25 protein-coding genes and 1 tRNA gene are annotated in these 24,858 nt (G+C 40.8%); 14 read left to right on the top strand and 12 right to left on the bottom strand.

Translation table 11 applies throughout. The features are described 5' to 3' along the window. Positions 1–24: 24 nt before the first annotated feature. Complete coding sequence (locus ACFQ1G_RS09480) at positions 25–993, top strand: polyprenyl synthetase family protein (RefSeq protein ID WP_380738959.1); 969 nt, start codon at positions 25–27, stop codon at positions 991–993. Here ACFQ1G_RS09480 and ACFQ1G_RS09475 read toward each other — a convergent pair. Then, positions 990–1,529, bottom strand: coding sequence for an alpha-ketoglutarate decarboxylase (locus ACFQ1G_RS09475; protein WP_380738957.1), 540 nt, complete (start codon positions 1,527–1,529; stop codon positions 990–992). The two genes, ACFQ1G_RS09480 and ACFQ1G_RS09475, sit on opposite strands and share 4 nt — an antisense overlap. A 112-nt stretch (positions 1,530–1,641) precedes the next feature. Here ACFQ1G_RS09475 and ACFQ1G_RS09470 point away from each other — a divergent pair, with 112 nt between their 5' ends. Next, a complete protein-coding gene (locus ACFQ1G_RS09470) occupies positions 1,642–4,413 on the top strand; it encodes a 2-oxoglutarate dehydrogenase E1 component (protein ID WP_380738955.1) in 2,772 nt (923 codons plus the stop codon). 57 nt (positions 4,414–4,470) lie between these two features. After that, positions 4,471–5,703 (top strand): 2-oxoglutarate dehydrogenase complex dihydrolipoyllysine-residue succinyltransferase, encoded by a 1,233-nt coding sequence (odhB, locus tag ACFQ1G_RS09465; RefSeq protein ID WP_380738953.1) that lies wholly within the window; start codon positions 4,471–4,473, stop codon positions 5,701–5,703. A 266-nt stretch (positions 5,704–5,969) separates the two neighbouring features. Here the strand turns inward: odhB and ACFQ1G_RS09460 are convergent, their stop codons facing one another. Continuing rightward, positions 5,970–6,407: a retropepsin-like aspartic protease gene (locus ACFQ1G_RS09460; RefSeq protein WP_380738950.1), complete on the bottom strand. Its 438-nt coding sequence runs from the start codon at positions 6,405–6,407 to the stop codon at positions 5,970–5,972. A 51-nt stretch (positions 6,408–6,458) separates the two neighbouring features. On the opposite strand from ACFQ1G_RS09460, the gene ACFQ1G_RS09455 reads away from it, so the two are divergent. From ACFQ1G_RS09455 to ACFQ1G_RS09415, 9 genes are all read left to right on the top strand, one after another. After that, positions 6,459–7,226, top strand: coding sequence for a TatD family hydrolase (locus tag ACFQ1G_RS09455; RefSeq protein WP_380738948.1), 768 nt, complete (start codon positions 6,459–6,461; stop codon positions 7,224–7,226). Between the two features lie 52 nt (positions 7,227–7,278). Continuing rightward, complete coding sequence (locus ACFQ1G_RS09450) at positions 7,279–8,421, top strand: 1-acyl-sn-glycerol-3-phosphate acyltransferase (RefSeq protein ID WP_380738946.1); 1,143 nt, start codon at positions 7,279–7,281, stop codon at positions 8,419–8,421. Further along, positions 8,405–9,433 carry an asparaginase gene (locus tag ACFQ1G_RS09445; protein ID WP_380738944.1) on the top strand — a complete coding sequence of 343 codons (1,029 nt, stop codon included), beginning with the start codon at positions 8,405–8,407 and terminating at the stop codon, positions 9,431–9,433. Before ACFQ1G_RS09450 ends, ACFQ1G_RS09445 begins: the two co-directional genes overlap by 17 nt. A gap of 83 nt (positions 9,434–9,516) precedes the next feature. Further along, a tRNA-Ser gene (locus ACFQ1G_RS09440) sits at positions 9,517–9,604 on the top strand. Positions 9,605–9,674: 70 nt separating this feature from the next. Further along, positions 9,675–10,481: a MotA/TolQ/ExbB proton channel family protein gene (locus tag ACFQ1G_RS09435; protein WP_380738942.1), complete on the top strand. Its 807-nt coding sequence runs from the start codon at positions 9,675–9,677 to the stop codon at positions 10,479–10,481. Between the two features lie 18 nt (positions 10,482–10,499). After that, positions 10,500–10,937 (top strand): hypothetical protein, encoded by a 438-nt coding sequence (locus ACFQ1G_RS09430; protein WP_380738940.1) that lies wholly within the window; start codon positions 10,500–10,502, stop codon positions 10,935–10,937. Between the two features lie 6 nt (positions 10,938–10,943). After that, the gene (locus ACFQ1G_RS09425) at positions 10,944–11,555 is read left to right on the top strand and encodes an ExbD/TolR family protein (RefSeq protein WP_380738938.1); all 612 of its coding nucleotides are present in this window, start codon (positions 10,944–10,946) and stop codon (positions 11,553–11,555) included. A 19-nt stretch (positions 11,556–11,574) separates the two neighbouring features. Further along, positions 11,575–12,057 carry an ExbD/TolR family protein gene (locus ACFQ1G_RS09420; protein ID WP_380738935.1) on the top strand — a complete coding sequence of 161 codons (483 nt, stop codon included), beginning with the start codon at positions 11,575–11,577 and terminating at the stop codon, positions 12,055–12,057. A 108-nt stretch (positions 12,058–12,165) separates the two neighbouring features. Then, on the top strand, positions 12,166–12,870 hold the full coding sequence (locus ACFQ1G_RS09415) for a porin family protein (protein WP_380738933.1): 705 nt from the start codon (positions 12,166–12,168) through the stop codon (positions 12,868–12,870). On the opposite strand, the gene ACFQ1G_RS09410 is transcribed toward ACFQ1G_RS09415, so the two are convergent. The 6 genes from ACFQ1G_RS09410 to pyrH form a co-directional block, all read right to left on the bottom strand. After that, complete coding sequence (locus ACFQ1G_RS09410) at positions 12,865–13,470, bottom strand: hypothetical protein (protein WP_380738931.1); 606 nt, start codon at positions 13,468–13,470, stop codon at positions 12,865–12,867. The genes ACFQ1G_RS09415 and ACFQ1G_RS09410 overlap by 6 nt on opposite strands. Beyond that, the gene (gene rpoN, locus ACFQ1G_RS09405; RefSeq protein ID WP_380738929.1) at positions 13,470–14,930 is read right to left on the bottom strand and encodes an RNA polymerase factor sigma-54; all 1,461 of its coding nucleotides are present in this window, start codon (positions 14,928–14,930) and stop codon (positions 13,470–13,472) included. Before rpoN ends, ACFQ1G_RS09410 begins: the two co-directional genes overlap by 1 nt. A gap of 90 nt (positions 14,931–15,020) precedes the next feature. Further along, positions 15,021–16,463 (bottom strand): asparagine--tRNA ligase, encoded by a 1,443-nt coding sequence (gene asnS, locus ACFQ1G_RS09400; RefSeq protein ID WP_380738927.1) that lies wholly within the window; start codon positions 16,461–16,463, stop codon positions 15,021–15,023. 107 nt (positions 16,464–16,570) lie between these two features. Further along, entirely contained in the window at positions 16,571–18,985 is a 2,415-nt protein-coding gene (locus ACFQ1G_RS09395) for an efflux RND transporter permease subunit (protein ID WP_380738925.1), read from the bottom strand. 144 nt (positions 18,986–19,129) lie between these two features. Continuing rightward, entirely contained in the window at positions 19,130–19,684 is a 555-nt protein-coding gene (gene frr / locus ACFQ1G_RS09390; RefSeq protein WP_380738923.1) for a ribosome recycling factor, read from the bottom strand. Between the two features lie 45 nt (positions 19,685–19,729). Continuing rightward, positions 19,730–20,437: a UMP kinase gene (pyrH, locus tag ACFQ1G_RS09385; RefSeq protein ID WP_380738921.1), complete on the bottom strand. Its 708-nt coding sequence runs from the start codon at positions 20,435–20,437 to the stop codon at positions 19,730–19,732. A gap of 137 nt (positions 20,438–20,574) precedes the next feature. On the opposite strand from pyrH, the gene ACFQ1G_RS09380 reads away from it, so the two are divergent. Further along, entirely contained in the window at positions 20,575–20,946 is a 372-nt protein-coding gene (locus ACFQ1G_RS09380) for a hypothetical protein (protein ID WP_380738919.1), read from the top strand. Between the two features lie 72 nt (positions 20,947–21,018). Here ACFQ1G_RS09380 and tsf read toward each other — a convergent pair whose 3' ends face one another. The 4 genes from tsf to rplM form a co-directional block, all read right to left on the bottom strand. Then, positions 21,019–21,840, bottom strand: coding sequence for a translation elongation factor Ts (gene tsf, locus ACFQ1G_RS09375; protein ID WP_380738917.1), 822 nt, complete (start codon positions 21,838–21,840; stop codon positions 21,019–21,021). 95 nt (positions 21,841–21,935) lie between these two features. Beyond that, positions 21,936–22,826: a 30S ribosomal protein S2 gene (rpsB, locus tag ACFQ1G_RS09370; RefSeq protein WP_380738915.1), complete on the bottom strand. Its 891-nt coding sequence runs from the start codon at positions 22,824–22,826 to the stop codon at positions 21,936–21,938. Positions 22,827–23,012: 186 nt separating this feature from the next. After that, a complete protein-coding gene (gene rpsI / locus ACFQ1G_RS09365) occupies positions 23,013–23,399 on the bottom strand; it encodes a 30S ribosomal protein S9 (protein ID WP_380738913.1) in 387 nt (128 codons plus the stop codon). After that, positions 23,399–23,854, bottom strand: a complete 456-nt coding sequence (gene rplM, locus ACFQ1G_RS09360; protein WP_380738911.1) for a 50S ribosomal protein L13 — start codon at positions 23,852–23,854, stop codon at positions 23,399–23,401. Before rplM ends, rpsI begins: the two co-directional genes overlap by 1 nt. 378 nt (positions 23,855–24,232) lie before the next feature. On the opposite strand from rplM, the gene ACFQ1G_RS09355 reads away from it, so the two are divergent. Beyond that, positions 24,233–24,811: a lipocalin family protein gene (locus tag ACFQ1G_RS09355; RefSeq protein WP_380738909.1), complete on the top strand. Its 579-nt coding sequence runs from the start codon at positions 24,233–24,235 to the stop codon at positions 24,809–24,811. The last annotated feature ends 47 nt before the right edge of the window (positions 24,812–24,858 follow it).

Raw genomic sequence — 24,858 nt, 5'->3', positions numbered from 1 at the left:
GTATTTTAGCCGAAAATCTATTTTATGCACGCCATTGACCAATACAGGGAAGAATTTGTCGCCTATCTTTCAGAGAAAGTAAAAACCAAAGAGCCGGAAAATCTTTACGATCCCATGGTTTATATTTTGGGACTGGGAGGAAAGCGGGTGCGTCCGGTTTTGGTGCTTATGGCTGCAGAGATCTTTGGAAGTGATCATAAGAAAGCGCTGGATGCTGCGCTTGCGATCGAGATCTTCCACAATTTCTCTTTAGTCCATGATGATATTATGGACGATGCTCCTCTAAGGCGAGGAAAAAAAACTGTGCATGAAAAGTGGGATCTTAACACCGGTATACTTTCTGGGGATGCCATGCTGATAAGAGCTTACCAATTATTCGAAAACTATGAAGGTTCTACTTTCAGGGAACTTGCCCAGCTTTTCTCTAAAACAGCCATCGAGGTGTGTGAAGGACAGCAATATGATATAGATTTTGAGACCCGTGATGATGTGAGTATTCCCGAATACATGAAGATGATCGAATACAAAACTGCAGTGCTGGTGGGAGCTTCTCTTAAAATGGGTGCGATTGTAGCCAATACTTCACAAGATAACAAGAAGAAGATCTATGAATTCGGCCGACTTCTGGGTATCGCTTTCCAGTTACAGGATGATTATCTTGACGCTTTTGGGGATCCTGAAACCTTCGGAAAGCAAGTGGGGGGCGATATTATTGAGAACAAAAAGACCTTCTTATACCTTACATCCTTAAACGCTGAAGAAACGGCGATCCAGTTGGGGCATTTGTATTCTATTAATCCTCCAGATTCCCGGGCAAAAGTGGAGACCGTAAAAGCTCTTTTTGAAAGCAGCGGTGCAGCCGAGCAAACCCGTCTGGAGATCGAGAAATACACTCACAAGGCATTTCAGGTTTTAAATGACCTGGATATCGAGGAGGATAAAAAATCTATGCTGAGAAAATTTGGAGAAAACCTAATGAACAGAGATGTCTAGAAATAGACACTTATGAAAGGCATTAGGGCACTTCCGTAAATACTTTTAGTGTCATCATACAAAATATCATACCTAATTCCTGCTGTTACAGGTCCGGCGGTGTAGCCTAATCCCAGAAAAAGGGCGGGATACCAGTAAGAATCTTTCCTGTTAGCGCCTTCCAGTTCCCAGTTTTTAGATACATAGTTCTCTTCGAATTCGGCCGAAAGCTGAATATTTTTAACAGGTCTAAGTAGCCCTATCAGACTTCCGGAGAAAGAGGAGGCAGAAAAATCATCAACACTTGTATAAGATCCGGCAAGACCAACTCCCGCAGAGGTGAATTGGTTGAAGTCATAAATAGCTTTTGGTGCTAAAAATATTCCGTAGCCGTCATTGGTGAAACTGGCACCTAGACTTCCGCCGAAACGAACGTGTTCAAAAAAATCGGACCCGTCTGTCCCGCTTGAGGACTGTGCAATCGAGTAAGAATGAGTGCATAAGGCTATTATTATTGAAAAGAAAATCTGCTTTTTCTTGAAAATACGTATGTTCATCTTGTTAAAAAAACTCTAAGTTAGAGGATAAATATAGGAAATGCATCGGCCTGTCATTTGAAAAATTGTACTTTTGTAAAGTTTTAAAAAAAAGAAACAGGAGTTTCACCTTATGGATAAATTTTCATTTTTAAATGCCGCACATACAGCATATTTTGCTGAATTATATGATCAGTATTTACAGTATCCCGATAGTGTAGAACCAAGCTGGAGGGCTTTTTTCCAAGGCTTTGATTTTGGGATGGAAAGTTCTTCTAACGGCCAGGCCGTATTTGAACTTCCTCAAAACGGGGAAGCCATTGATATCCCCGAGCCGGTTATAAAAGAGTTCCAGGTTGTGAAGTTGATAGACGGATATCGAACCCGCGGCCACCTTTTTACCAAAACCAACCCGGTTCGCGCCAGAAGAAAATACAGGCCTACATTAGATATTCAGAATTTCGGACTTGAGGAAAGTGATCTTGATACCACTTTCAATGCCGGTGAGATCCTTGGAATAGGGCCTACTACCTTAAGAGGGATCATAGTTCATCTTGAGAAAGTTTATTGTGACTCGATCGGGATCGAATACATGTACATTCGAAAGCCTGAAGAGATCCAATGGATCCAGAATAAGCTGAACATCAATGAGAATCAGCCGAACTTTGATGCTGAGGAGAAAAAGCACATTCTTAAAAAATTAAATGAGGCGGTTTCTTTCGAGAGCTTCCTTCATACCAAATACGTAGGTCAAAAGCGTTTCTCTCTTGAGGGAGGGGAAAGCCTTATTCCTGCTTTAGACGCGCTTATTGAAAAAGCCGCCGATCTTGGAGTTAAGGATTTCGTGATGGGGATGGCTCACCGCGGACGTCTTAGTACGCTTACCAATATCTTCGGAAAAAGCGCCAAGGATATCTTTAGTGAATTTGACGGAAAAGATTACGAGCAGGACATTTTTGACGGGGACGTTAAATACCACCTTGGATGGACATCCTGCAGGCAAACAGACCACGGAAAAGAGATAAATATCAATATCGCTCCAAACCCATCGCACCTGGAAACAGTAGGCGCTGTGGTGGAAGGTATTGCACGTGGAAAACAGGATCGTCACTATAAAGACAACATTCAAAATGTACTTCCAATTATTGTACATGGAGATGCGGCGATCTCAGGCCAGGGTCTTGTTTACGAGATCGTGCAGATGGCGCAACTTGATGGTTATAAAACCGGAGGTACTGTGCATATAGTAGTGAACAACCAGGTAGGGTTTACTACCAATTATCTGGATGGACGTTCTTCTACGTATTGTACAGATGTGGCGAAAGTGACATTATCACCGGTACTTCACGTAAATGCCGATGATGCCGAAGCCGTAGTGCATGCAGTATTGTTCGCGTTAGATTTCAGAATGACCTTTGGAAGGGATGTGTTTATTGACCTTTTAGGATATAGAAAGTACGGGCACAACGAAGGGGATGAGCCAAGGTTCACCCAGCCTAAATTATATAAGGCAATCAGCGCGCATAAGAATCCGCGTGACATCTATGCTGAAAAGTTAAAGGAGCAGGGCATTATAGGTGAAGACCATGTAGCTAAGCTCGAAGAGGAATATAAGGCCAAACTGGAAGAAAATCTTGAAGATTCCCGAAAAGAGGAAACAACAAGGATCACTCCTTTCATGCAGGATGAATGGGAAGGTTTCGATAACGTAGACGAAACCAAAATGATGGAGGAGGTTGACACGACCGTGCCAATGGACATGTTGACCGAAGTGGCTGATGTAATTACAAAACTTCCGGAAGATAAAAAGTTCCTTCGCAAGATCCAGAAGCTCATCGATCAACGTCATAAGATGTTCTTTGATGCCAATAGCTTAGACTGGGCCATGGCTGAATTACTGGCTTACGGAACACTTCTTAAGGAAGGGTATTTTGTGAGAATGAGCGGACAGGATGTGGAACGTGGGACTTTCTCTCACAGGCATGCTGTTGTAAAAGTAGAAGACAGTGAAGAAGAAGTGATTCTTCTTAATAATATAAATGGATCTGAAGGAGACTTCCAGATCTATAACTCCCTGCTTTCAGAGTATGGAGTGGTTGGTTTTGATTATGGATATGCCATGGCAAGTCCTAAATCACTGACCATTTGGGAGGCGCAGTTCGGGGACTTTAGTAACGGAGCCCAGATCATGATCGACCAGTATATTTCTGCAGCCGAAGATAAATGGAAGCTTCAAAACGGGTTGGTGATGTTGTTGCCTCACGGATATGAAGGTCAGGGTGCAGAGCATTCTTCCGCAAGAATGGAGAGATACCTTCAGTTATGCGCTAAGGATAATATGTTTGTAGCAGATGTTACCACGCCTGCCAACATGTTCCATTTATTGAGAAGACAAATGAAGGTGAATTATAGAAAACCCTTGATCGTCTTCACTCCGAAGAGTTTGCTGAGACATCCAAAAGTGGTTTCTACTAAGGAAGAATTCGCGAACGGAACGTTCCAGCCTTTATTGGATGATGATTCCGCTTCAGCAGAAAAAGTTACATCTTTGGTATTTTGTACCGGTAAATTCTATTACGACCTTTTAGAGCGTAAGGAAGAGGAAAATCGTGATGATGTTGCGCTGGTTAGAATTGAACAATTATTCCCGTTACCTGCAGACCAAATGAAAAAGGTGATGGAGAAATATAAAAATGCAGACGATATAGTTTGGGCTCAGGAAGAGCCAAGAAACATGGGGGCATATAGTCACTTGTTGCTTCATTTTGAAGAATCCAAGAACTTCAGGGTATGCAGCAGGAAATTCTATGGTTCCCCTGCGGCAGGTAGTTCTGTAAGGTTCAAGAAGCGTCATGAAAGAGTGATCGCTGCCGTATTCGATAAGAGTTCAGATAGTCCATTATAAAAAGTAAATAACTAAAATTCCCCGGTCCAGTACCGGAAACAATAAAAACAAAAGATCATGGCTTTAGAAATGAAAGTCCCTTCTCCGGGAGAATCCATCACCGAAGTTGAAATCGCTCAATGGTTGGTTGAAGACGGAGATTATGTTGAAAAAGATCAGGCGATCGCCGAAGTGGATAGCGACAAGGCAACCCTTGAGCTTCCTGCTGAAGCAAGTGGGATCATAACCCTTAAAGCAGAAGAAGGGGATGCCGTTGCTGTAGGAGAAGTGGTATGTTTGATCGATACAGATGCGCCGAAACCGGGAGGTGGAGAAAAGTCTTCTGAAGCAAAGGAGACTAAAGAAGAGTCTTCAAAAGAAGAAGCGCCTGCAAAAGAAGAATCCAAAGAAGCTCCTAAAAAAGAGGAGACTTATGCTACGGGAAGCCCGTCTCCAGCTGCAAAGAAGATCCTTGACGAAAAAGGAATGGATGCAAAGTCTGTTTCCGGAACCGGTCGAGACGGAAGAGTAACTAAAGAGGATGCTGTGAAAGCTCAGCCTTCTATGGGTACTCCGGGTAAAGGTTCTCGTGGTGAAAGCCGCAAGAAAATGTCCATGCTTCGCAGAAAAGTTGCCGAGCGTCTTGTAGAGGCTAAGAACCAGACAGCGATGTTGACCACTTTCAATGAGGTTGACATGAGCGCGATCTATTCTTTGCGTAAGCAGTATAAGGAAGAGTTCAAGGATAAGCACGGTGTGAGCTTAGGATTCATGTCGTTCTTTACACTCGCAGTTGTAAGAGCTCTGGATATGTATCCAGATGTGAATTCTATGATCGATGGAGATTACCAGATCAAATATGATTTTAAAGACATTAGTATTGCCGTATCAGGTCCAAAAGGATTAATGGTTCCGGTGATGCGTAATGTGGAGAATATGAGCTTCCGCGGGGTAGAAGCTGAGGTTAAGAGATTGGCCATACGTGCCCGTGACGGACAGATCACGGTTGATGAAATGACAGGAGGTACTTTTACCATTTCTAACGGGGGAGTATTTGGATCTATGTTGTCCACTCCGATCATCAATCCTCCTCAGAGTGGTATCCTGGGAATGCACAACATCGTAGACAGACCTGTGGCAATTGACGGTCATGTGGAAATTCGTCCTATCATGTATGTTGCGTTATCTTATGACCACCGAATCATTGACGGAAGAGAATCTGTTGGGTTCCTTGTAGCTGTAAAAGAGGCGCTTGAAAACCCTGAAGAACTGTTGATGGATAACGATGTAAAACGAGCATTGGAATTGTAGTCATTCAATGATCAGAATAAAAAAAAAGGCAACGGTTTCAAATCGTTGCCTTTTTTGCTTTTAAGTATTATAGTTAGATTCCCTGGATGAGCATGTAAATGTTCAGTAGGATCACTAAAATAATCGCGACAGCTAAAATGGCCGGCAAAATTGGGATGTGATGGTCGTGGTCAAATAAATTCATAGCATATGATTTTTTGGGTTACCTACAAGGTACGTAAAAACCCGATAAAATACACAGGCTAAAAACAGCTTTTAAGAAAACTTTATTTCAGGAAGAGGTTCATTGATTTATAATCAATGATGGCTTTGCCTTTTTTAAGAATATCTGCTCCAATGATCCCCTGCACCTTTTCAGCTTTGTGTTTTACAAGAGCGTCATTAACGTGCTGCAGGTCGAACAGGACAAGGTCAACTTTTTTCTTTTTCCAGCCTTTGATCTCGATGATGTTCTTTTGCGCGATCTGTGTCATCATATTCGTGCCTCCGGCTCCCGCTGCTTTCACATCGCTATCCTCGGCCAGGAGTTTGAAATAGGAAACCGCATCGAAGCCCACGCACGAACTGGAAGCTCCGGTGTCGAGAATGAAAGTTCCCTCAATTTGATTGATCTTGGCTTTGACTTCCAGGTGTTGAGTGGCAGTATATGTGAGTGGTATTTTCTTGTACCCTTTTTCTTTTAAAAACTTTTTCAGAGACGACATTCTTTTCTTTTTGACAAAGATAGGTGTATAAAATAAATTATTTTTGCAATCATGATAATTACAGATACTCATACCCATTTATATAGCGAAGCATTTGATGAAGACCGTAAAGAGATGATCAGGCGGGCCATTGATGCCAATGTGAAGCGATTCTTTATTCCTGCGATCGACTCAGCATATGCCGAGTCTATGCATGAGCTTGAAAAAGCCTTTCCGGAAAATATATTTTTAATGGCCGGTTTGCATCCTACGCACGTAAAGGATAACTTTAAGGAGGAGCTCGCTTTTGTGGAAAAGGAACTTTCCGAAAAGAAGTTTTATGCAGTTGGGGAAACCGGGATCGATCTTTACTGGGATAAATCAACCCTGGGTATTCAGCAGGAAGCTTTCCGTCACCAGATAAGACTGGCTAAAAAGTATAAGTTGCCCATAGTAATACATTGTCGGGACGCTTTTGATGAGGTTTTCGAAGTGCTGGAGTCCGAAAAAGGTGAAGATCTCTTCGGGATATTCCATTGTTTTACCGGAAGTTTAGAACAGGCTAAACAAGCGCTGTCCTATAATATGAAACTGGGAATTGGGGGAGTTGTAACCTTCAAAAATGGTAAAATTGATAAATTTTTAAAAGAGATCCCGCTAAAGGAGATCGTGCTGGAAACTGACGCGCCTTACCTGGCGCCTGTACCTTACCGTGGTAAAAGGAATGAGAGTTTGTATATAGTGCAGGTGCTTAATAGAGTAGCTGAAATTTATGAGGTTTCACCAGAAGAAGTGGCCCGGGTGACAACAGAGAATTCAAAGGAGATATTTAATATTTGAGGGGAGGAATTATTTTAATTTTTGTTCATTTGCTAACCCTAAAGTAATAATAGTGGCAAATTACGATGATATTCGGTTTTATAATGAGGATGAAGTGCAGCAGGCACTTCGCGAATATGTAAAACACCCCATGATTAAGGCCTTATTGCAGTTTACGTTTCCCAACGCTGCTTTTTCGGCTATTGAAGAAAAGGTTCTGAGTTGTCATTCCATTCGGGATTTCCAAACCAAGATCATTTACCTTACCGTTCAAAAGGTGCTGGAGAAAAGTTCAGAAGGGCTTACTTATTCAGGCTTTGATAACCTTAAAAAAGACGAGGCTTATCTGTATATTTCAAATCACCGGGATATAGTTCTTGATACTTCTCTGCTGAATTGCGTTTTGTATGAAGCCGATCTCAAAATGACCGCTTCGGCGATTGGAGATAACCTTGTGCAGAAACCATTTTTGCTGGCCCTTTCAAAATTGAACAGGAACTTTCTGGTCAAAAGAGGACTAGGGCCAAGGGAGATGCTCAAAAGCTCTCAAAAACTTTCCGAATATATTCGTCAGCTCATTCTTGAAGAAAAAAGATCTGTTTGGATGGCGCAGCGCGAGGGAAGGACTAAAGATGGGAATGACCATACCCAGCAGGGGGTTCTTAAGATGCTGGCTATGGCTAAGCATGATGATACTGTAGCTCAATACCTATCAAAGCTTAAGATCGTTCCGGTTTCTATTTCTTATGAATTTGATCCTACAGATGTCTTGAAGATGCCTGAGATCCTTGCAAAACGCATGGAAACTATCTATATTAAATCGGCCAATGAAGATTTTAAATCAATTTTAAAGGGCGCGTTAGGTAATAAAGGTAGGATCCATCTAAGCGCGGGAGAGCCTATTAGTGCTTCGGAATTTGAAAAACTTGAGGAGGGCTCGATTTCTGTAAATGAGCAATTACAGAGTTTGACCTCTTATATTGATAAGCAGATACATAGGAATTACAGGCTGTGGCCCGCCAATTATATAGCTTGTGACCTATTAAGCGGAAAATCCCGCTTTGAGGAATATTATAGTGTTAAAGAGAAAAGGCAGTTTGAAAGGCGTCTCACCAGGAGGGTAGATTTTAAAAATGCCCTGGAGGTAAATAGCTATCTTTTAATGTATGCCAATCCGGTTTTAAATAAAAAAGGACTGAATGAAGACCAGCTCTAATATCCTGTTGATCTATACCGGTGGTACCATTGGTATGGTGAAAGATTTTGAGACCGGGGCTTTAAAGGCCTTTAATTTTGACGAGTTACTTCAAAATATCCCTGAATTAAAATTACTTGAGCACAGTATTGAAACTGTAAGTTTCAGTAAACCTATAGATTCTTCAAATATGCGTCCGTCATTTTGGTTACAGATGGCAGAGATCATTGAAGAGAATTACGATAAATATGATGGTTTTGTGGTGCTTCACGGCAGCGACACCATGTCTTACAGTGCTTCAGCGTTAAGCTTTATGTTTGAGAATCTATCCAAGCCCATCATACTTACGGGTTCGCAATTGCCTATAGGGGATCTTCGAACAGATGCCAAGGAAAACCTCATTACCAGTATACAGATCGCCGGTTTGCAGAAGCATGGCCGACCTGTGATCACCGAGGTGGGATTATATTTTGAGTATAAATTATACAGGGGAAACAGGACCACAAAGATCAATGCAGAGCATTTTCAGGCTTTTTCATCCCTGAATTATCCCCCTTTAGTAGAGTCTGGCGTTCACCTTGCAGTGAATGATGCTGTTTTGTGGAAACCGAACCGCAGAAGGAAAATGAAGCTTCATAAAGGGCTTGACGATCGCATTGCTTTGGTTAAGATCTTCCCGGGCATCAACCGTTCTTTGTTGGAGCATATTTTTTCCAAAGAAGATCTTAAGGGGGTGATCCTGGAAACCTATGGTAGTGGCAATGCACCGACCGAGGAATGGTTCGTGGACCTTGTAAAGAATACCATTTCCAGAGGAGTGGTTGTAGTGAACGTAACTCAATGTATTGGAGGAAGTGTTGCCATGGGTCAATACGAAACAAGTACACAGCTAAAAAAGGCAGGTGTAATTTCAGGAAAAGATATCACGACTGAGGCCGCTGTGGCGAAGGTGATGTACCTGTTGGCGAAAGATTTATCTCCCAAAGTTTTCAAGACGATCTTTGAAACGTCTTTAAGGGGCGAAATAACGTAAAAAGTCAGGTTGTTTCTTGACCAGCAAATTATTTTTTTCGTTATTTGGCGCACCGTTGAAAAAAGCGGTAATTTTATATTTTTAGAGAGGTGGCCGAGTGGTCGAAGGCGCACGCCTGGAAAGTGTGTATACGCCAAAAGCGTATCGAGGGTTCGAATCCCTTCCTCTCTGCAAGTTATTTTTATTTGAATAAATATTTATATCTTTAACCCGTTAACTAATTAAAATAAGACAAAAAGTAATGAAAAGATTATTTTCAATTTTGGTAATCGCTACAATTATGGTGTTCGGAGCCGTAAATGTAAATGCGACAAATAACGTAAATGCCTTGCCAGCGACTATGATGAACTTTGTTCAGCAAGATGATGAGGCGGCTGCTGCTTCCGATGATGTTGAGGCTGAAAGCGAAGGTTTTCACCAAGAGCTTAAAAAGCGTTTTATTGAAGGTGGTCCCGGATTTATGGGGATCGTTCTTTTGTGTTTGATCCTAGGTTTGGCGATTGCCATTGAAAGAATCATTTACCTTAACCTTTCTACTACTAACACTAAGAAGTTAGCTCAGGAAGTTGAGGACGCATTGAACACAGGAGGAATCGAAGCTGCTAAGGAAGTTTGTAGAAATACAAAAGGACCTGTTGCTTCTATCTACTACCAGGGTCTTGACCGTGCAGACGAAAGCACAGAGGCTGCTGAAAAAGCTGTTGTAGCTTATGGTGGTGTTCAAATGGGACAATTAGAGAAAAACGTATCTTGGGTATCTTTATTCATTGCTTTGGCTCCAATGCTTGGGTTCATGGGTACTGTAATTGGTATGATCCAGGCCTTCGATAAAATTGAAGCAGCAGGAGATATGCAACCATCATTAGTTGCCGGAGGTATTAAAGTAGCACTTCTTACTACAGTATTCGGTTTGATCGTTGCTATTATTCTTCAGATCTTCTACAACTACATTATCGCTAAAATCGATAGAATCGTAAACGATATGGAAGATGCTTCCATCACGTTGATCGATATGTTAGTTGACTACAAGAACAAAAGAAGAGTATAACAATACCGAACTTATATTATGACCTTACATAAAATTTTAAAATATTTAGCGCTCGTAATCGGAGTATTAGGACTTATCCTTTGGGGTAGAGTACTACTTGCCGGAGATGAGGCTATCGAGAGCTCTGCCGACCTACAGGCGAGTGTGGTTACACCATTTTTAATTGTGGCGTACATCATATTTGCACTTATTGTATTGCTGGTACTGGTCTTCGTGATCAAAGGTCTGTTCACAGGTAATATTAAGAAGACATTACTTTCTGTTGGTGCATTTTTACTGATAGTAGTGATCTCTTACTTAGTAACCAGCGGAACTGAAATGACCATGTCTGACGGAGAAGTATTTTCAGCAAGTACGACTCATTGGGTTGGTGCAGGATTAGTGACTTTCTACATCCTTGCTGCAACAGCAATTTTGTTGATGGTTGTTTCTGGAGTGAAAAAACTTATTAAATAGCAAATTATGCCAAGACGATCTTCACCTGAAGTAAATGCCGGTTCGATGGCCGATATCGCCTTCCTGCTTTTAATCTTCTTTTTGGTGACCACAACTATCGAAACAGATAGTGGTATTAGCCGAAAGTTGCCGCCAATGCAGGAAGAGGAAGTGGAACCGCCAATTATTAAGCAGAAAAACATCTTCCAGGTGATTGTAAACCGAAACAATCAACTCTTTGTAGAAGATGAAATCATGGAACTTGGCGATCTTAGAGAAGCTGCCAAAAAGTTCCTTGATAACGGAGGAGGAGTAGGGCCTGAGGCATGTGATTATTGTCAAGGCGCCAAAAGTCCAGAATCCTCTGATAATCCAGATAAGGCTGTAATCATGTTGGTTAATGACCGTCAAACTGAATACGGTACTTATATTGCAGTACAGAATGAACTGGTAGCAGCATATAACGAACTACGTGATAGAACTGCTCAACGTTTATACGGAAAGAGTTTCACGAAGATGGAAGCTGATTATGATGATGTAAACTATCGTGGTAATAAGGACCTTTTGAAAGAAAGAATCCAGGAGATCAAAGATATGTGGCCTCAGAAGTTATCAGAAGCTGAACCGAAGAGTAATTAATTGAACAAAAATTTTTAAAATGGCTAAATTCACAAAGAAAAAGAGTAGTGAACTACCTGCTGTTAATACCGCGTCTTTACCGGATATCGTGTTCATGCTACTTTTCTTCTTCATGGTGGCTACCACGATGCGGGAGACTACGTTGAAGGTGGAGAATACATTGCCTTTCGCTGATCAGGTTGAGAAACTTGACAAGAAAGACCTGGTGATGTACATCTATGCAGGGAAGCCCAGTTCACGATATAAATCCAGTTTTGGTACTGAAGCTCGTATCCAGTTGAACGATAATTTTGCGGATGTGAGTGAAATTCAGCAGTTCATTTATTCTGAAAGGGAAACCAAAAGGGAAGAACTTGTTCCATTCCTTACTACAGCCTTAAAGGTTGACAAGGAAACAAACATGGGATTAGTTTCAGATATCAAGCAGGAATTGAGAAAAGCTGAAGCGCTTAAGATCAACTACACCACCCGTACGGGAGATGCTGCTCAAAATATGGAGTAAATCTTATCATTACTTATTTATATAAAGGATCCTCTTTTAACTTTGTTGAAAGGGGATTTTTTTATTTAGACTCTTACTTTAATTCTATCTTTGTTCAAAACCTGTGCAATGAGCAAATATTTTTGCCTTTTTTTTCTTCTTCTGGGTTTCGTAAACTTTCCCGAGGCCGTAGCTCAGGAAAATAATGAGTCTACAGTAGATAGTCTTTATAGAGAAGACCAGATCTATTTTGGCTTCACTTATAATTTATTAATGGGTACACCCGATGGTATTACGGGGAAGCAATTCTCAGGGGGATTTCATACAGGTTTTGTGAGAGATTTTCCGCTTAACCAAAGACGAAATGTAGCTCTTGGAGTTGGTTTAGGGTGGTCTATCAATACCTATGGTCAAAATCTCTTTTTAGGGGAGGATGCAGAAGGCAACACCAATTTCATCAATTTAGACGCAGAGGAAATTGAATTTGATAAGAATAGATTCTCTACACAGGCTATAGATCTACCGCTACAATTCAGATGGAGAACTTCAACTCCCGAGTCTTATAAATTTTGGCGAATTTACGCTGGTCTCAGGCCTTCATACGTTTATTACTTCCGTTCTAAATTTGTGCAGCCCGAACTTACTGTTAAACAAACAGATGTTCCTGAATTCAATAGATTTAGATTGGGGGCAACATTTACTTTCGGATACAACACCTTTAACTTTAACTTCTACTACAGTCTGAATTCCTTTTTTAATGAAGATGCCCTAATTGATGGTGAGCAGGTAGATCTTAAAACCTTCCAGGTTGGTTTAATGTTCTTCCTTTTATAACCAGAGTATTGCCAGAAAAAATTGCGGAATAGCTCCAACCAGAAGGCCTATAATTAACTCTTTTGTGGTATGTGCTTTTTGGGTAAGCCTTGAGGTGGCTGTTAATCCTGTTACTGCAATAAAAAAGCTAATGGTGAAAATTAGGTTCAGGTTAAAATGAATGCTCAGTAAAATCAAGAAACTTGTCAATCCTGCCAGTCCTATCATATGAAGACTTACCTTGAAATTTAAGTAAACCATTGACAGAGCGGTCATGGTGGCAATGAATACCCCTAAAAAGAAAAAATATAATTCAGGGTAGTCAAAGGAGTCCAAGACCAGTTTAAGGGTGAGCAGGTAAACCAGGGAATTGAATAATAAAGGCATTTTGCGTTCCCGCACATCTGGAAAAAAGTGGGATTTTGATTTACCAATTGTTTTAAGTAACATGACGAAGACATAGGGAATGAAGATCGTCAGGATCGAGATAGCCAGTATTTTGGCTTTAATGACCGATTCAGGAAAAAATCTGGGTGATGTTATAAAATAAAGTAAAGAGCCCGCAAATGGCATCCAAATAGGATGAAAGAGGTAGGAGGCCAACTTTAAGAGGAACTTCATTAAATTTCTTTGCGTAAACGGGCGACAGGAATGTCAAGCTGTTCCCTGTATTTGGCAACCGTTCTTCGCGCAATAGGATATCCTTTCTCCTTCAGCATTTTTGCCAGCTTCTCGTCGGTTAATGGTCTGCGTTTATTCTCTTCATCAATGGTAATTTCAAGGATCTTCTTGATCTCTCTTGTTGAAACATCTTCTCCCTGGTCATTTTTCATAGATTCTGAGAAGAAATCCTTGATGAGTTTTGTCCCATATGGGGTATCAACATATTTACTGTTAGCAACCCTTGAAACCGTTGACACATCCATATCGATCTCATCAGCAATGTCCTTGAGGATCATGGGTTTCAAGTTTCGTTCATCACCGGAAAGGAAATATTCTTTCTGGTAATTCATTATGGCGCTCATAGTAACAAACAGCGTTGTTTGTCGCTGCTTAATGGCTTCGATAAACCACTTGGCCGCATCGAGTTTTTGTTTGATGAACATGACTGCATCCTTCTGGGCCTTTGACTTTTCCTTGGAAGCCTTGTAACCCTTCAGCATTTCACTATAATCTTTGGAAACATGCATTTCCGGAGCATTCCGGCCATTCAAGCTCAGTTCCAGTTCGCCGTCAACGATCTTAATGGTGAAATCTGGGATTACATGTTCCACCATTCTGGTATTGCCCGCATAGGCGCCTCCCGGTTTCGGGTTCAAATGTTCAATTACGTCAATTGCTTCACGTAATTCATCTTCGGAAATATCGTGTTTGGAAAGCAATTTTTGATAATGCTTCTTACTGAATTGATCAAAGGATTTTTCAATAATATCTGCAGCAAGTGAGACCTGTTTGGTGGGTTCCTTGCGGTTGAGTTGAATTAAAAGGCACTCCTGAAGGGAGCGTGCTCCAACTCCGGCCGGATCCAGTTCATGTACATATTTGAGTACTTTTTCAACCTTGGCCTCATCAGTGTAAACATTTTGAGTAAAGGCCAGGTCATCAACGATATCCTGAGTTGACCTTCTAATGTACCCGCTTTCATCAACGCTTCCAACCAAAAATTCTGCTATCTCTTTTTCGTCATCTGAAAGTCGCAGGGTACTTAATTGGGTTTTTAAAAATTGGGTGAAAGAGGTGCCAGATGCATAAGGAACGTGTTTGTCTTCATCATCTGCACTATAGTTATTGGCCTGCAGTCGGTAACTGGGAATCTCGTCATCACTAAGGTATTCATCTACATCGATCTCTGCCTCAATAGACTCATTTCCCGGATCATCATCCTGGTAGTCATCTGTACTAAATTCATCCTCGTATTCCTCCTTTTCCTCTTTCCCGCCTTCAAGAGCCGGGTTTTCTTCCATTTCCTGCTTAAGTCTTTGTTCAAAGGCCTGGGTAGGCAATTGAATAAGCTTCATCAGCTGAATCTGCTGCGGAGAGAGCTTCTGAGATAATTTTAGATTTAATTGCTGTTTAAGCATAGATTTAATGGGCTTTCTATAAAAATAAAAAAACAATCTCCAAACGTAAAACTTTGCAGATTGTTTTATGACTACTTTAGGAAAGGATTTTTAGAATTCTGCATTAAGCGGTGTGCGTGGGAATGGAATTACATCCCTGATGTTTGACATACCTGTAGCAAACTGTACTAAACGCTCAAATCCAAGTCCGAAACCACTGTGTACACAAGTTCCAAACTTTCTGGTATCAAGATACCACCAAAGTTCTTTTTCATCGATGCCCAGAGCCTGCATTTTCTGCTTTAATACGTCAAGGCGCTCTTCTCTTTGAGAACCTCCAACGATCTCCCCAATTCCCGGGAAAAGAATATCCATGGCGCGAACAGTTTTCCCATCCTCATTAAGGCGCATATAGAAAGCTTTGATGTTTGCAGGGTAATCAAAAAGTATTACCGGACATTTAAAGTGCTTTTCAACAAGATAGCGCTCGTGCTCACTCTGCAAATCAGCTCCCCACTCCTCAATGATATAGTTGAATTTCTTTTTCTTATTTGGCTTAGAGTTCTTCAGAATCTCGATCGCCTCTGTATAACTCACTCTTTTAAAGTTGTTCTCTATGACGAATTTTAACTTGTCTGTTAGCGACATAGGACTTCTTTCAGCTTCAGGCTTCGCTTTGTCTTCGTTGGCAAGGCGTTGTTCCAGAAAAGCAAGATCGTCTTTACAGTTCTCTAAAATGTACTTTAGAACGTATTTTATAAAATCTTCGGCTATATCCATATTACCGTCAAGGTCGCAAAAGGCCATTTCGGGCTCCACCATCCAGAATTCTGCAAGGTGTCTTGAGGTATTTGAATTTTCTGCGCGGAAGGTTGGTCCAAAAGTATAAACCTGTCCAAGTCCAAGCGCGTAAGTTTCAGCTTCCAGCTGACCGGATACGGTTAGATTGGTCTCTTTTCCGAAAAAATCTTCTTTAAAATTGATGCTCCCATCTTCATTTTTAGGTGGGTTCTCAAGATCAAAAGAGGTCACTTTGAACATTTCACCTGCGCCTTCGGCGTCACTTCCGGTTATGATAGGTGTGTTCACATAATGGAAGTTATTCTGCTGAAAATAGCTGTGTACAGCGTACGATAATTTAGAACGTAAACGCATCACGGCTCCAAAAGTATTCGTTCGAACACGCAAATGAGCCTGTTCGCGGAGCTTTTCAAGGGAGTGACGTTTTGGAGAAAGTATGGTCAGTTTTACCTCTTCAGGATCTGCATCACCCAAAATATCAATGGAAGATGCCTGAATCTCCACTTTCTGGCCACTGCCAAGACTCTCCTGGAGCGTACCCGTAACTTTTATGGCGGCACCAACTGTAATGCGCTTTAATAGCTCTTCATTCATTTTCTCAAAGTCAACCACACACTGCAGGTTGTTGATCGTAGAACCGTCATTCAATGCAATGAACCTGTTACTTCGGAAAGAGCGAACCCATCCTTTAACCTGTACTTCCTGTAAATATTGAGTGCTTTCCAAAAGGTCAGCAACTTTTCCTTTTATCATCTTTTCGAAATTTGGAAAACAAAGATAATTTTTCCCCCGTAGCTTGGCAAGTAAATCAATACTTCGAAATAGCCTGTTTTTAGGGAATTATCTGTGTTTATTCATACTTAATTTTTTAGGTCTTCTTCCTCTTCGAGGAAATCATCTTCTTCTGAAATAATATCAATGGCAGGTTTCTTAAGAACCTGTTTGTTTGCGATCTCTTTTTCAAGGGATAACAGCATGGAAGGAAGTAATAACAGGTTGGAAAGCATGGCAAATAATAAGGTTGCCGAAACTAATCCTCCCAGGGCTACGGTTCCTCCGAAACTACTGATCATAAATACCGAAAAACCGAAGAATAATACGATCGAGGTATAGAACATACTCACCCCGGTCTCCCGAAGCGATGCATATACTGAGCGTTTAACTTTCCATTTATTGGCCTTTAACTCCTGGCGGTACTTTGCCAGGAAATGTATCGTATCATCTACCGAAATACCAAACGCGATACTAAAGACAAGAATGGTAGATGGCTTTATAGGGACTCCCAGAAACCCCATCAATCCCGCCGTCACCAATAACGGCAAGAGGTTTGGGACTAAAGAGACCAGGATCATTTTCCAGGATTTGAACATCCAGGCCATTATAAGTGCTATCAAAAGTATCGCTAAGCTTAATGAGATCACCAGGTTCTTCACCAGGTAATTCGTTCCCTTTTGAAAGATCAGGGCTTTTCCGGTCATTTCAACCTCGTAGCGGTCCTCAGGAAAGATCTTATTGATCTTAGGCCACAGATCTTCCTCGATCTTTTCCATTTCCTCGGTGCCAATGTCCTTCATGAAAGTGGTCATTCGTGCATAGCGGCCGGTGCTGTCAACATAAGTGTTTAAAATGTTATTTCCGTCCCCTCCCAGATTCTTTGCATACGGGAGAATGAAATTCTGTTCCTGTGAGGTAGGAAGCTGAAAGTATTTGGGATTTCCGTTATAGTACGCTTGTTTTGAATACTTGACAAGGTTAACGACAGAAAGTGGTTTTGAAAGCTCTTCTTCTTCGGCTAAGAGATCTTGAAGCTGATCCATTCTTTTAAGGGTGGAAAGTTTCATTACCCCTTTTTCGCGCTGAGTGTCAATAAGTATCTCCAAAGGCATGATCCCATCAAATTCTTCTTCAAAGAATTCAATATCCTGGAAGAACCCTGCCGATTTAGGCATGTCTTCTAAAAGGCTGCCTGAGATCTTGATTGTGTAGATCCCGATGATACTTCCTACCAGCAGTAATAAGGAAATGATGAATATGCTTATCCTGTGATGCCTCACCATGCGCTCCATCCAGTCCACAAATCCACCTATCCACCTCTTATTAAGGTGTTTCAAGTGTTTTTGCTTCGGAATTCTCATGTAACTGTAGATGATCGGGATGATCAACAGGCTTAGAATGAAAATAGCAAGGATGTTTATTGAGGCTACAATACCGAATTCTTTCAAAAGGGTACTTTCAGTTAAGATAAAAGTCGCGAATCCTGAAGCGGTCGTTAAATTGGTGATCAAAGTGGCGTTCCCAACTTTTGTGATCACTCGTTGCAGGGATTTCGCCTGGTTCCCGTGTTTCTTGATCTCCTGCTGATATTTATTGATTAGGAAGATACAGTTCGGGATCCCGATCACGATAATAAGTGGTGGGATGATGGCGGTTAATACAGTGATCTCATAATGCAATAGGCCTAAAACCCCAAAGGCCCACATCACACCAATTACCACAGTGATCATGGAGATCAAGGTAGCCCTGAAGGATCTGAAAAAGAAGAAAAAGATAAGGGAAGTGACCAAAAGTGCGGCCCCAATGAACATTCCTATCTCATCAATGATGTTTTGCGAGTTCAGGGTTCGTATGTATGGCATTCCAGAGACATACACGTTCATGCCGGTTTGTTCTTCAAATTCTTCCACTATAGGAATGAGGTCATTGACAACAAAATCCTTTCTCAGCTTACTGTTTACAATGTCTTTTTTAAGGTAAATGGCAGATTGAACGGTGTTGCTATTCTTGCTGTAAACCAATCCTTCGTAAAATGGTAATCTTTCAAAGAGTTCTTCCCGGTAGCCCGATACCTCTTCACTACTAAATGTAGAATCCTTGATAAAAGGCACCATCTCAAATCTGCCGGGATCTTCAAACTTTTGAAGTTTTTTCAGGTCTCCGATTGATACCGTAAAATCGATCTCGTCATAGGAATTCAGGCGTTTGGCCAGATCGTTCCAGGCCTTGAATTTTTCGGGCGTGAAAAGCGTAGAATCGTTGGTCGCCATCACGATCAAATTTCCTTCCTCTCCAAATTTGTCGAGAAACTCCTGGTATCTTAGGTTTATCTCGTCATCATCGGGTAAAAGGTTTGCTTCTGTATAGGAAAATTTCATGTTTTTCCACTGGGAAGCAAGGAAAACGGTGGTGGCAAAAATTAATATAAGGATGAGAATCCTGTTCCGAAGAATAGTACGGGCAACAGTATTCCAGAATTCAAAACTCAGAAACTTGGACATTAGACATTTTTAAGGGCTGCAAAGGTATGAAAGCCTTCTTACTTTTCTCAGGAAAAGCGGCTTAAGTAATGCTTTGAAAAAGAGCTTTTTGAGAGGGAATAAAAAAAGCGGCTCGAGGCCGCTTTTAAAATATGTTCAGATCAATTAAACTGTCATGATCTCTTTTTCTTTTACTGCTAATATATTATCGATCTTTTCAATGTAAGTATCGGTCAATTTCTGGATCTCAGCTTCAGCCATTTTCTTCTCGTCTTCAGAGATGTCGACCTTTTTGATGTCCTGATTAGCATTTTTACGATCGTTTCGAACCCCAATCTTAGCTTCTTCAGCTTCAGCTTTGGCTTGTTTTGCCAATTCTCTACGACGTTCCTCGGTTAAAGGCGGAACATTTATGATAACGCTGTCTCCATTGTTCATTGGATTGAACCCTAGATTCGCCACCATGATCCCTTTTTCTATTGCCTGGATAAGACTTTTTTCAAAAGGTTGAATGGTAATGGTGCGGGCATCAGGCGTGTTTACGTTCGCAACCTGGTTAAGTGGCGTCTGGCTTCCGTAGTAGTCAACCTTTACGCTTCCCAGCATAGCCGGACTCGCTTTTCCGGCACGAATATTTACCAATTGTTTTTCCAGGTGGATGATGGCATTTTGCATAGCTTCCCTGGCGCTATCAATAATAAATTCTACTTCGTCGTTCATTTTTTTAAACTTAATTAAAAACTACTTTTCAAGATTTTAACCCTGTTACAGGTTTACTTTGGTTCCAATATTTTCTCCGGTAACTACTTTTTCAAGATTCCCCGGTTTGTTCATATCAAAAACTATGATAGGTAACTTGTTTTCCTGGCTAAGGGTAAAGGCTGTTGTATCCATTACCTTTAATCCTTTGGTCAACACATCATCAAAGCTAATAAAATCAAATTTAGTAGCTTTTTTGTCTTTTTCAGGGTCTGCGGTGTAAATTCCGTCAACACGTGTTCCTTTCAGGATCACATCGGCGTGAATTTCAATGGCGCGTAAAACGGCTGCGGAATCGGTCGTGAAATATGGATTTCCGGTTCCTCCTCCAAAGATAACAACTCTGCCTTTTTCAAGATGGCGCATTGCTTTTCTTCTGATAAATGGTTCGGCTACCTCATTGATCTTTACTGCCGACTGAAGTCTGGTTTGAATTCCGGCATCTTCAAGGGCACTCTGCAGTGCAAGTCCATTGATCACGGTTGCGAGCATTCCCATATGATCTCCGGTTACCCGGTCCATACCTTTGCTGGCTCCTGATACTCCTCTAAAAATGTTTCCTCCTCCAATAACTATGGCAACTTCGACACCTTTGTCTGTAACTGCCTTAATTTCTTTCGCGTATTCAGCGAGACGAACCGGGTCGATACCGTATTGACGGTCACCCATTAGTGCTTCTCCTGAAAGTTTTAATAAGATCCTTTTGTAATGCATGTATGTGAATTGTGGGTTGTGCAAAACTAAGGAATTTATTGCTGAGATTATTAAGTCAAAATATATAATTGACCGGAAGATTTTAGCCGCCCGAAATTTTATATTTTTATTGGGATTTTAATAACAAATATCACATGATGAAAACTAATATAATAACTAAGTTCATTGTCCTTGTATTGACCCTATCAGGGGTTGTGGGTTGTATGAACGATGAAGATATTGAAGAATCCCTTACCGGTGAATGGGTGGAAGTATATCCACAAAGTGAACGCACTACCTTGATCTTTACTGCCAACAATAAAATGACACTAATAGACGGGGAGGGGTATACTGAAATTTACACTTACCGTATTGATGGGGACGAAATCTATTTGAGCTTGGAAGGCTCGGAGGGCGAAACTGCTTTATCTTTTGATAAACTCGACCCGGGAAGATTCAATATTGGGTATTTATACCCTTCTATTCCGGAAAGTGACCCAAATAAGTTCATGACCTTTGAGAGGTTGTAGTGTGAGCCATCTAAAAACTAAAAACCCGCTCCTTTGCAGAAGCGGGTTTTTTATATGATTTTTCCAAAGAAATTATCCTAAGGCAACTCTTTCAAAAGCTACAACTTCAACATCTCCTCCAGTTTTCACGTACTCAGCAACAGACATTTTGTTGTCTTTGATATACGCCTGGTTAACAAGAGTGTTGTCTTTAAAGAAACGCTTGATCTTACCTTTAGCGATATTGTCTAACATTTCTTCTGGTTTTCCTTCTTGTCTCAATTGATCTTTAGCGATCTCGATCTCTTTTTCTACTATAGTCTGGTCAACACCATCTTCGTTTAAAGCAACAGGGTTCATAGCAGCTGCCTGCATAGAAACGTTCTTTGCGATCTCCTCAGCGTTGTCAGTTTTTGCAGAAAGCCCTGTAAGTACAGCGATCTTGTTACCTGCGTGGATGTAAGATCCTACGAATGGAGCCTCTAGAGTTCTAAAGTCACCAATCTCGATCTTCTCACCGATAACACCGGTTTGCTCAGTCAATTTCTCCTGAACGCTAAGTCCGTTGTAATCCTTAGCTAAAAGCTCATCTTTAGAGTTTACGTCTAAAGCAAGGTTAGCGAAGTCTTGTGCCATTTGAACGAAAGAATCATTCTTAGCAACGAAGTCAGTTTCACAGTTAAGCGAAACGATCACACCTCTTGAGTTGTCAGCGTTTACGGTTGCGATCACAGCTCCTTCAGAAGATTCTCTGTCGGCACGGTTAGCGGCAACTTTCTGTCCTTTTTTACGAAGGATCTCAATAGCTTTGTCGTAATCTCCTTCAGCTTCAACCAATGCCTTTTTGCAATCCATCATACCGGCACCGGTAGCTTTTCTTAATTTATTTACTTCTGCGGCGGTTATTTTAGCCATAGTCTTAAATGTTTTATTAGAATGGATAAGTCGTTTAGCTAATTTGCGATGAAAGAAACTAAACGACTCATATAATTAACTTCTATGTGTTACTTCTATTCTTCTTCGCCTTCTTTAGAAGATTTTGCTAAAGTCTCTTTCTTAGACTCTAGTTTCACGTCTTCTTTAGCTTCTTTCATTGCCTTTTTATCTTCAGGCTCTGTAGAAGGAACTTCAGTTTCTAGTTCCGGCTTTTTAGCTTTAGGAGCTTTTTTTGGCTTGTCTTCACCTTCAGACTCTTTAGAATCTTTTCCGGCTTTTCTTTCAGACAATCCTTCTACTATAGAATCAGCAACATAAGAAACAACTTTGTTGATTGATTTTGAAGCATCATCATTTGCAGGGATCACATAATCCACATCTCTTGGATCTGAATTGGTGTCAACCATTGCAAAAATTGGAATGTTTAATTTTTGAGCTTCTTTAATCGCGATGTGTTCACGAGTGATGTCTACTACAAACAAGGCACCAGGAAGGCGGCTCATGTCTGAAATAGAACCTAAGTTCTTTTCTAACTTAGCTCTTAAACGATCTACTTGTAAGCGTTCTTTCTTAGAAAGCGTGTTGAATGTACCGTCTTTCTTCATTCTATCGATAGAAGCCATTTTCTTAACAGCTTTTCTAATAGTTACGAAGTTGGTCAACATACCACCAGGCCATCTTTCTGTGATGTAAGGCATGTTAGCTCTTTCGGCTTGTTCAGCAACGATTTCTTTTGCTTGTTTCTTGGTAGCTACGAAGAGTATCTTTCTACCACTGGCTGCGATTTTGCTAAGAGCTTCAGCAGCTTCTTGCATTTTAGCAGCACTCTTGTAAAGGTTGATGATGTGAATCCCGTTGCGCTCCATGTATATGTAAGGAGCCATGTTTGGATTCCATCTTCTTGTCAAGTGTCCAAAATGTACACCTGCATCAAGTAATTCTTTTACTTCTACTTTGTTTGCCATTTTTGTAATAGTTTACGTTCTGTTGAGATAGCAACAGGCAAGTGGCGATACCTAAATATATCCGGCCTTGTCTGTTTAGATGCTAAACTAACCACCGACACTAAGACTCTGCCCAGTGTGAATTCGGCGTAACAACAAAAATCTTTTTTTAAATGAACTTTTTGACGCCGCAGCATCAAATAAAAATTAACGTTTAGAGAACTGGAATTTCTTACGAGCTTTCTTCTGTCCGAATTTCTTACGCTCTACCATTCTTGGGTCCCTAGTTAGAAGACCTTCCGGCTTAAGAGTAGTTCTGTTCTCAGCATCAAGCTCTACCATTGCTCTGGATAAGGCAAGACGAATAGCTTCGGCCTGTCCTGTGATCCCACCACCGTAAACGTTTACTTTGATGTCAAAGTTCTCGTTGTTTCCGGTCATGTTAAGCGGCTGTCTTACTTTGTATTGAAGAGTGCCTGTAGAGAAGTAATCCTGAACGTCTTTTTTGTTAACAGTGATGTTCCCGCTTCCGCTAGAAACATAAACACGTGCAACTGCCGTTTTTCTACGGCCAATTTTGTGAATAACTTCCATTACTTAAGATCGTTTAAGTTAATAGTTTTTGGTTTTTGCGCTTGAAGATCGTGTTCAGATCCTGCGAAAACCCTTAAATTACGGAATAGGTCAGCTCCTAATTTGTTCTTAGGAAGCATTCCTTTTACTGCATTTTCGACAAGTCTCTCAGGACCTTTTCCGAATAATTCCGATGCAGTTAAACTTTTTTGACCCCCAGGGTAGCCGGTGTGGCGAATGTACTCTTTAGAGTCCCATTTCTTTCCTGTCAAGTTGATCTTTTCGGCATTGATAACAACTACGTTATCTCCGCAATCAACGTGTGGGGTAAAATTAGCCTTGTACTTTCCTCTCAATAGTTTCGCAACTATAGATGAAAGGCGACCAAGGGCTTGTCCTTCAGCGTCTACAACAACCCACTCCTTATTTACAGTGGCTTTGTTGGCAGAAACCGTTTTGTAGCTTAATGTGTCCACACTAATTAAATTTACTTAATAATTAAACATTCCATTCCCTGCATAAAACAGGGGTGCAAATGTACAATTATAAATTTATATTACAAACGGCATTTCATTAATTTGATATAGTAAAAGAATCTGATTCTCAGACGACTTAGAAAAGTGCTTTCTTAACCTAAGTTGCATTCCTTCTTTAAAATGGAATTTCACTTTATTTTTTACCCGGAATAGATCGGGATTTGAATTTTTCTCTTTATAGGTGTTTTTAAGGCTCTCTCCGTTAAAAGGTAAGTATTCCCCGACAAAAGGAAATTTTAACGTTAAAGTTTTGCTAAAATATTTTTTTCCATTGTATGTTTGTCACTCCTAAATATCAGAACCTTAATTATTTATATAATGAAAAAAATTGCCCTGAACTTATTTGCTTTGACCATTACTGCCGCCCTTTTGGTGAGTTGTTCTTCGGAATCTGTGAACGATGAAATGACCTCCCTGAACTCTACAACAAACGTTTTTGAGAAGCAGGATATCCGCCAGAATGATCTAGTGGGAACCTGGAAGATCAAAGCCATGAATTCTGATGTTGCTGTAGACCTTGATGCAGACGGGACCAGTAACACAAATATTCTTGAAGAGACCACTTGTTTTGACAACCTGTTCTTTAATTTCAATGCCGAAGGTGGAGTTTTAGCTCACCAGGCCAGATTGAATTTTGTTGATGGCGAAATGCAGTGTGATGGAGAAGGTGATTATGCTGCTACCTATGAGGTAGCCGGTAATGAACTTTCGGTTAGCTTTCAAAGTGGTGAAACTACTTTAACTTTCACAAAGACTATTGGTCTAAGTACTGTAGACGGTGCAATGTACCTGCATGTGGCTATTGAAGATTATGAAGTTGAAGAACTGGTTAAAGATCCGGGGAACACTTCGGTTTCTTCGATCAATAGAATTGAAATGATCTATAAAAAACAATAAGACCTTTTTTTGCCCCCCTTAATACTTAGAGCCTTCGGAGTTTTCCG

Source organism: Salinimicrobium gaetbulicola (assembly GCF_042676025.1).
Taxonomy (GTDB): domain Bacteria; phylum Bacteroidota; class Bacteroidia; order Flavobacteriales; family Flavobacteriaceae; genus Salinimicrobium; species Salinimicrobium gaetbulicola.
The sequence above is the reverse complement of the archived record's forward strand: the minus strand, read 5'-3'. Positions and strand labels throughout refer to the sequence as shown.

Coding starts and splice junctions, on each gene's coding strand:
- ACFQ1G_RS09480 (WP_380738959.1), top strand. CDS start 25: ATGCACGCCATTGACCAATACAGGGAAGAATTTGTCGCCTATCTTTCA.
- ACFQ1G_RS09475 (WP_380738957.1), bottom strand. CDS start 1,529: ATGAACATACGTATTTTCAAGAAAAAGCAGATTTTCTTTTCAATAATA.
- ACFQ1G_RS09470 (WP_380738955.1), top strand. CDS start 1,642: ATGGATAAATTTTCATTTTTAAATGCCGCACATACAGCATATTTTGCT.
- odhB (WP_380738953.1), top strand. CDS start 4,471: ATGGCTTTAGAAATGAAAGTCCCTTCTCCGGGAGAATCCATCACCGAA.
- ACFQ1G_RS09460 (WP_380738950.1), bottom strand. CDS start 6,407: ATGTCGTCTCTGAAAAAGTTTTTAAAAGAAAAAGGGTACAAGAAAATA.
- ACFQ1G_RS09455 (WP_380738948.1), top strand. CDS start 6,459: ATGATAATTACAGATACTCATACCCATTTATATAGCGAAGCATTTGAT.
- ACFQ1G_RS09445 (WP_380738944.1), top strand. CDS start 8,405: ATGAAGACCAGCTCTAATATCCTGTTGATCTATACCGGTGGTACCATT.
- ACFQ1G_RS09435 (WP_380738942.1), top strand. CDS start 9,675: ATGAAAAGATTATTTTCAATTTTGGTAATCGCTACAATTATGGTGTTC.
- ACFQ1G_RS09430 (WP_380738940.1), top strand. CDS start 10,500: ATGACCTTACATAAAATTTTAAAATATTTAGCGCTCGTAATCGGAGTA.
- ACFQ1G_RS09425 (WP_380738938.1), top strand. CDS start 10,944: ATGCCAAGACGATCTTCACCTGAAGTAAATGCCGGTTCGATGGCCGAT.
- ACFQ1G_RS09420 (WP_380738935.1), top strand. CDS start 11,575: ATGGCTAAATTCACAAAGAAAAAGAGTAGTGAACTACCTGCTGTTAAT.
- ACFQ1G_RS09415 (WP_380738933.1), top strand. CDS start 12,166: ATGAGCAAATATTTTTGCCTTTTTTTTCTTCTTCTGGGTTTCGTAAAC.
- ACFQ1G_RS09410 (WP_380738931.1), bottom strand. CDS start 13,470: ATGAAGTTCCTCTTAAAGTTGGCCTCCTACCTCTTTCATCCTATTTGG.
- rpoN (WP_380738929.1), bottom strand. CDS start 14,930: ATGCTTAAACAGCAATTAAATCTAAAATTATCTCAGAAGCTCTCTCCG.
- asnS (WP_380738927.1), bottom strand. CDS start 16,463: ATGATAAAAGGAAAAGTTGCTGACCTTTTGGAAAGCACTCAATATTTA.
- ACFQ1G_RS09395 (WP_380738925.1), bottom strand. CDS start 18,985: ATGTCCAAGTTTCTGAGTTTTGAATTCTGGAATACTGTTGCCCGTACT.
- frr (WP_380738923.1), bottom strand. CDS start 19,684: ATGAACGACGAAGTAGAATTTATTATTGATAGCGCCAGGGAAGCTATG.
- pyrH (WP_380738921.1), bottom strand. CDS start 20,437: ATGCATTACAAAAGGATCTTATTAAAACTTTCAGGAGAAGCACTAATG.
- ACFQ1G_RS09380 (WP_380738919.1), top strand. CDS start 20,575: ATGAAAACTAATATAATAACTAAGTTCATTGTCCTTGTATTGACCCTA.
- tsf (WP_380738917.1), bottom strand. CDS start 21,840: ATGGCTAAAATAACCGCCGCAGAAGTAAATAAATTAAGAAAAGCTACC.
- rpsB (WP_380738915.1), bottom strand. CDS start 22,826: ATGGCAAACAAAGTAGAAGTAAAAGAATTACTTGATGCAGGTGTACAT.
- rpsI (WP_380738913.1), bottom strand. CDS start 23,399: ATGGAAGTTATTCACAAAATTGGCCGTAGAAAAACGGCAGTTGCACGT.
- ACFQ1G_RS09355 (WP_380738909.1), top strand. CDS start 24,233: ATGAAAAAAATTGCCCTGAACTTATTTGCTTTGACCATTACTGCCGCC.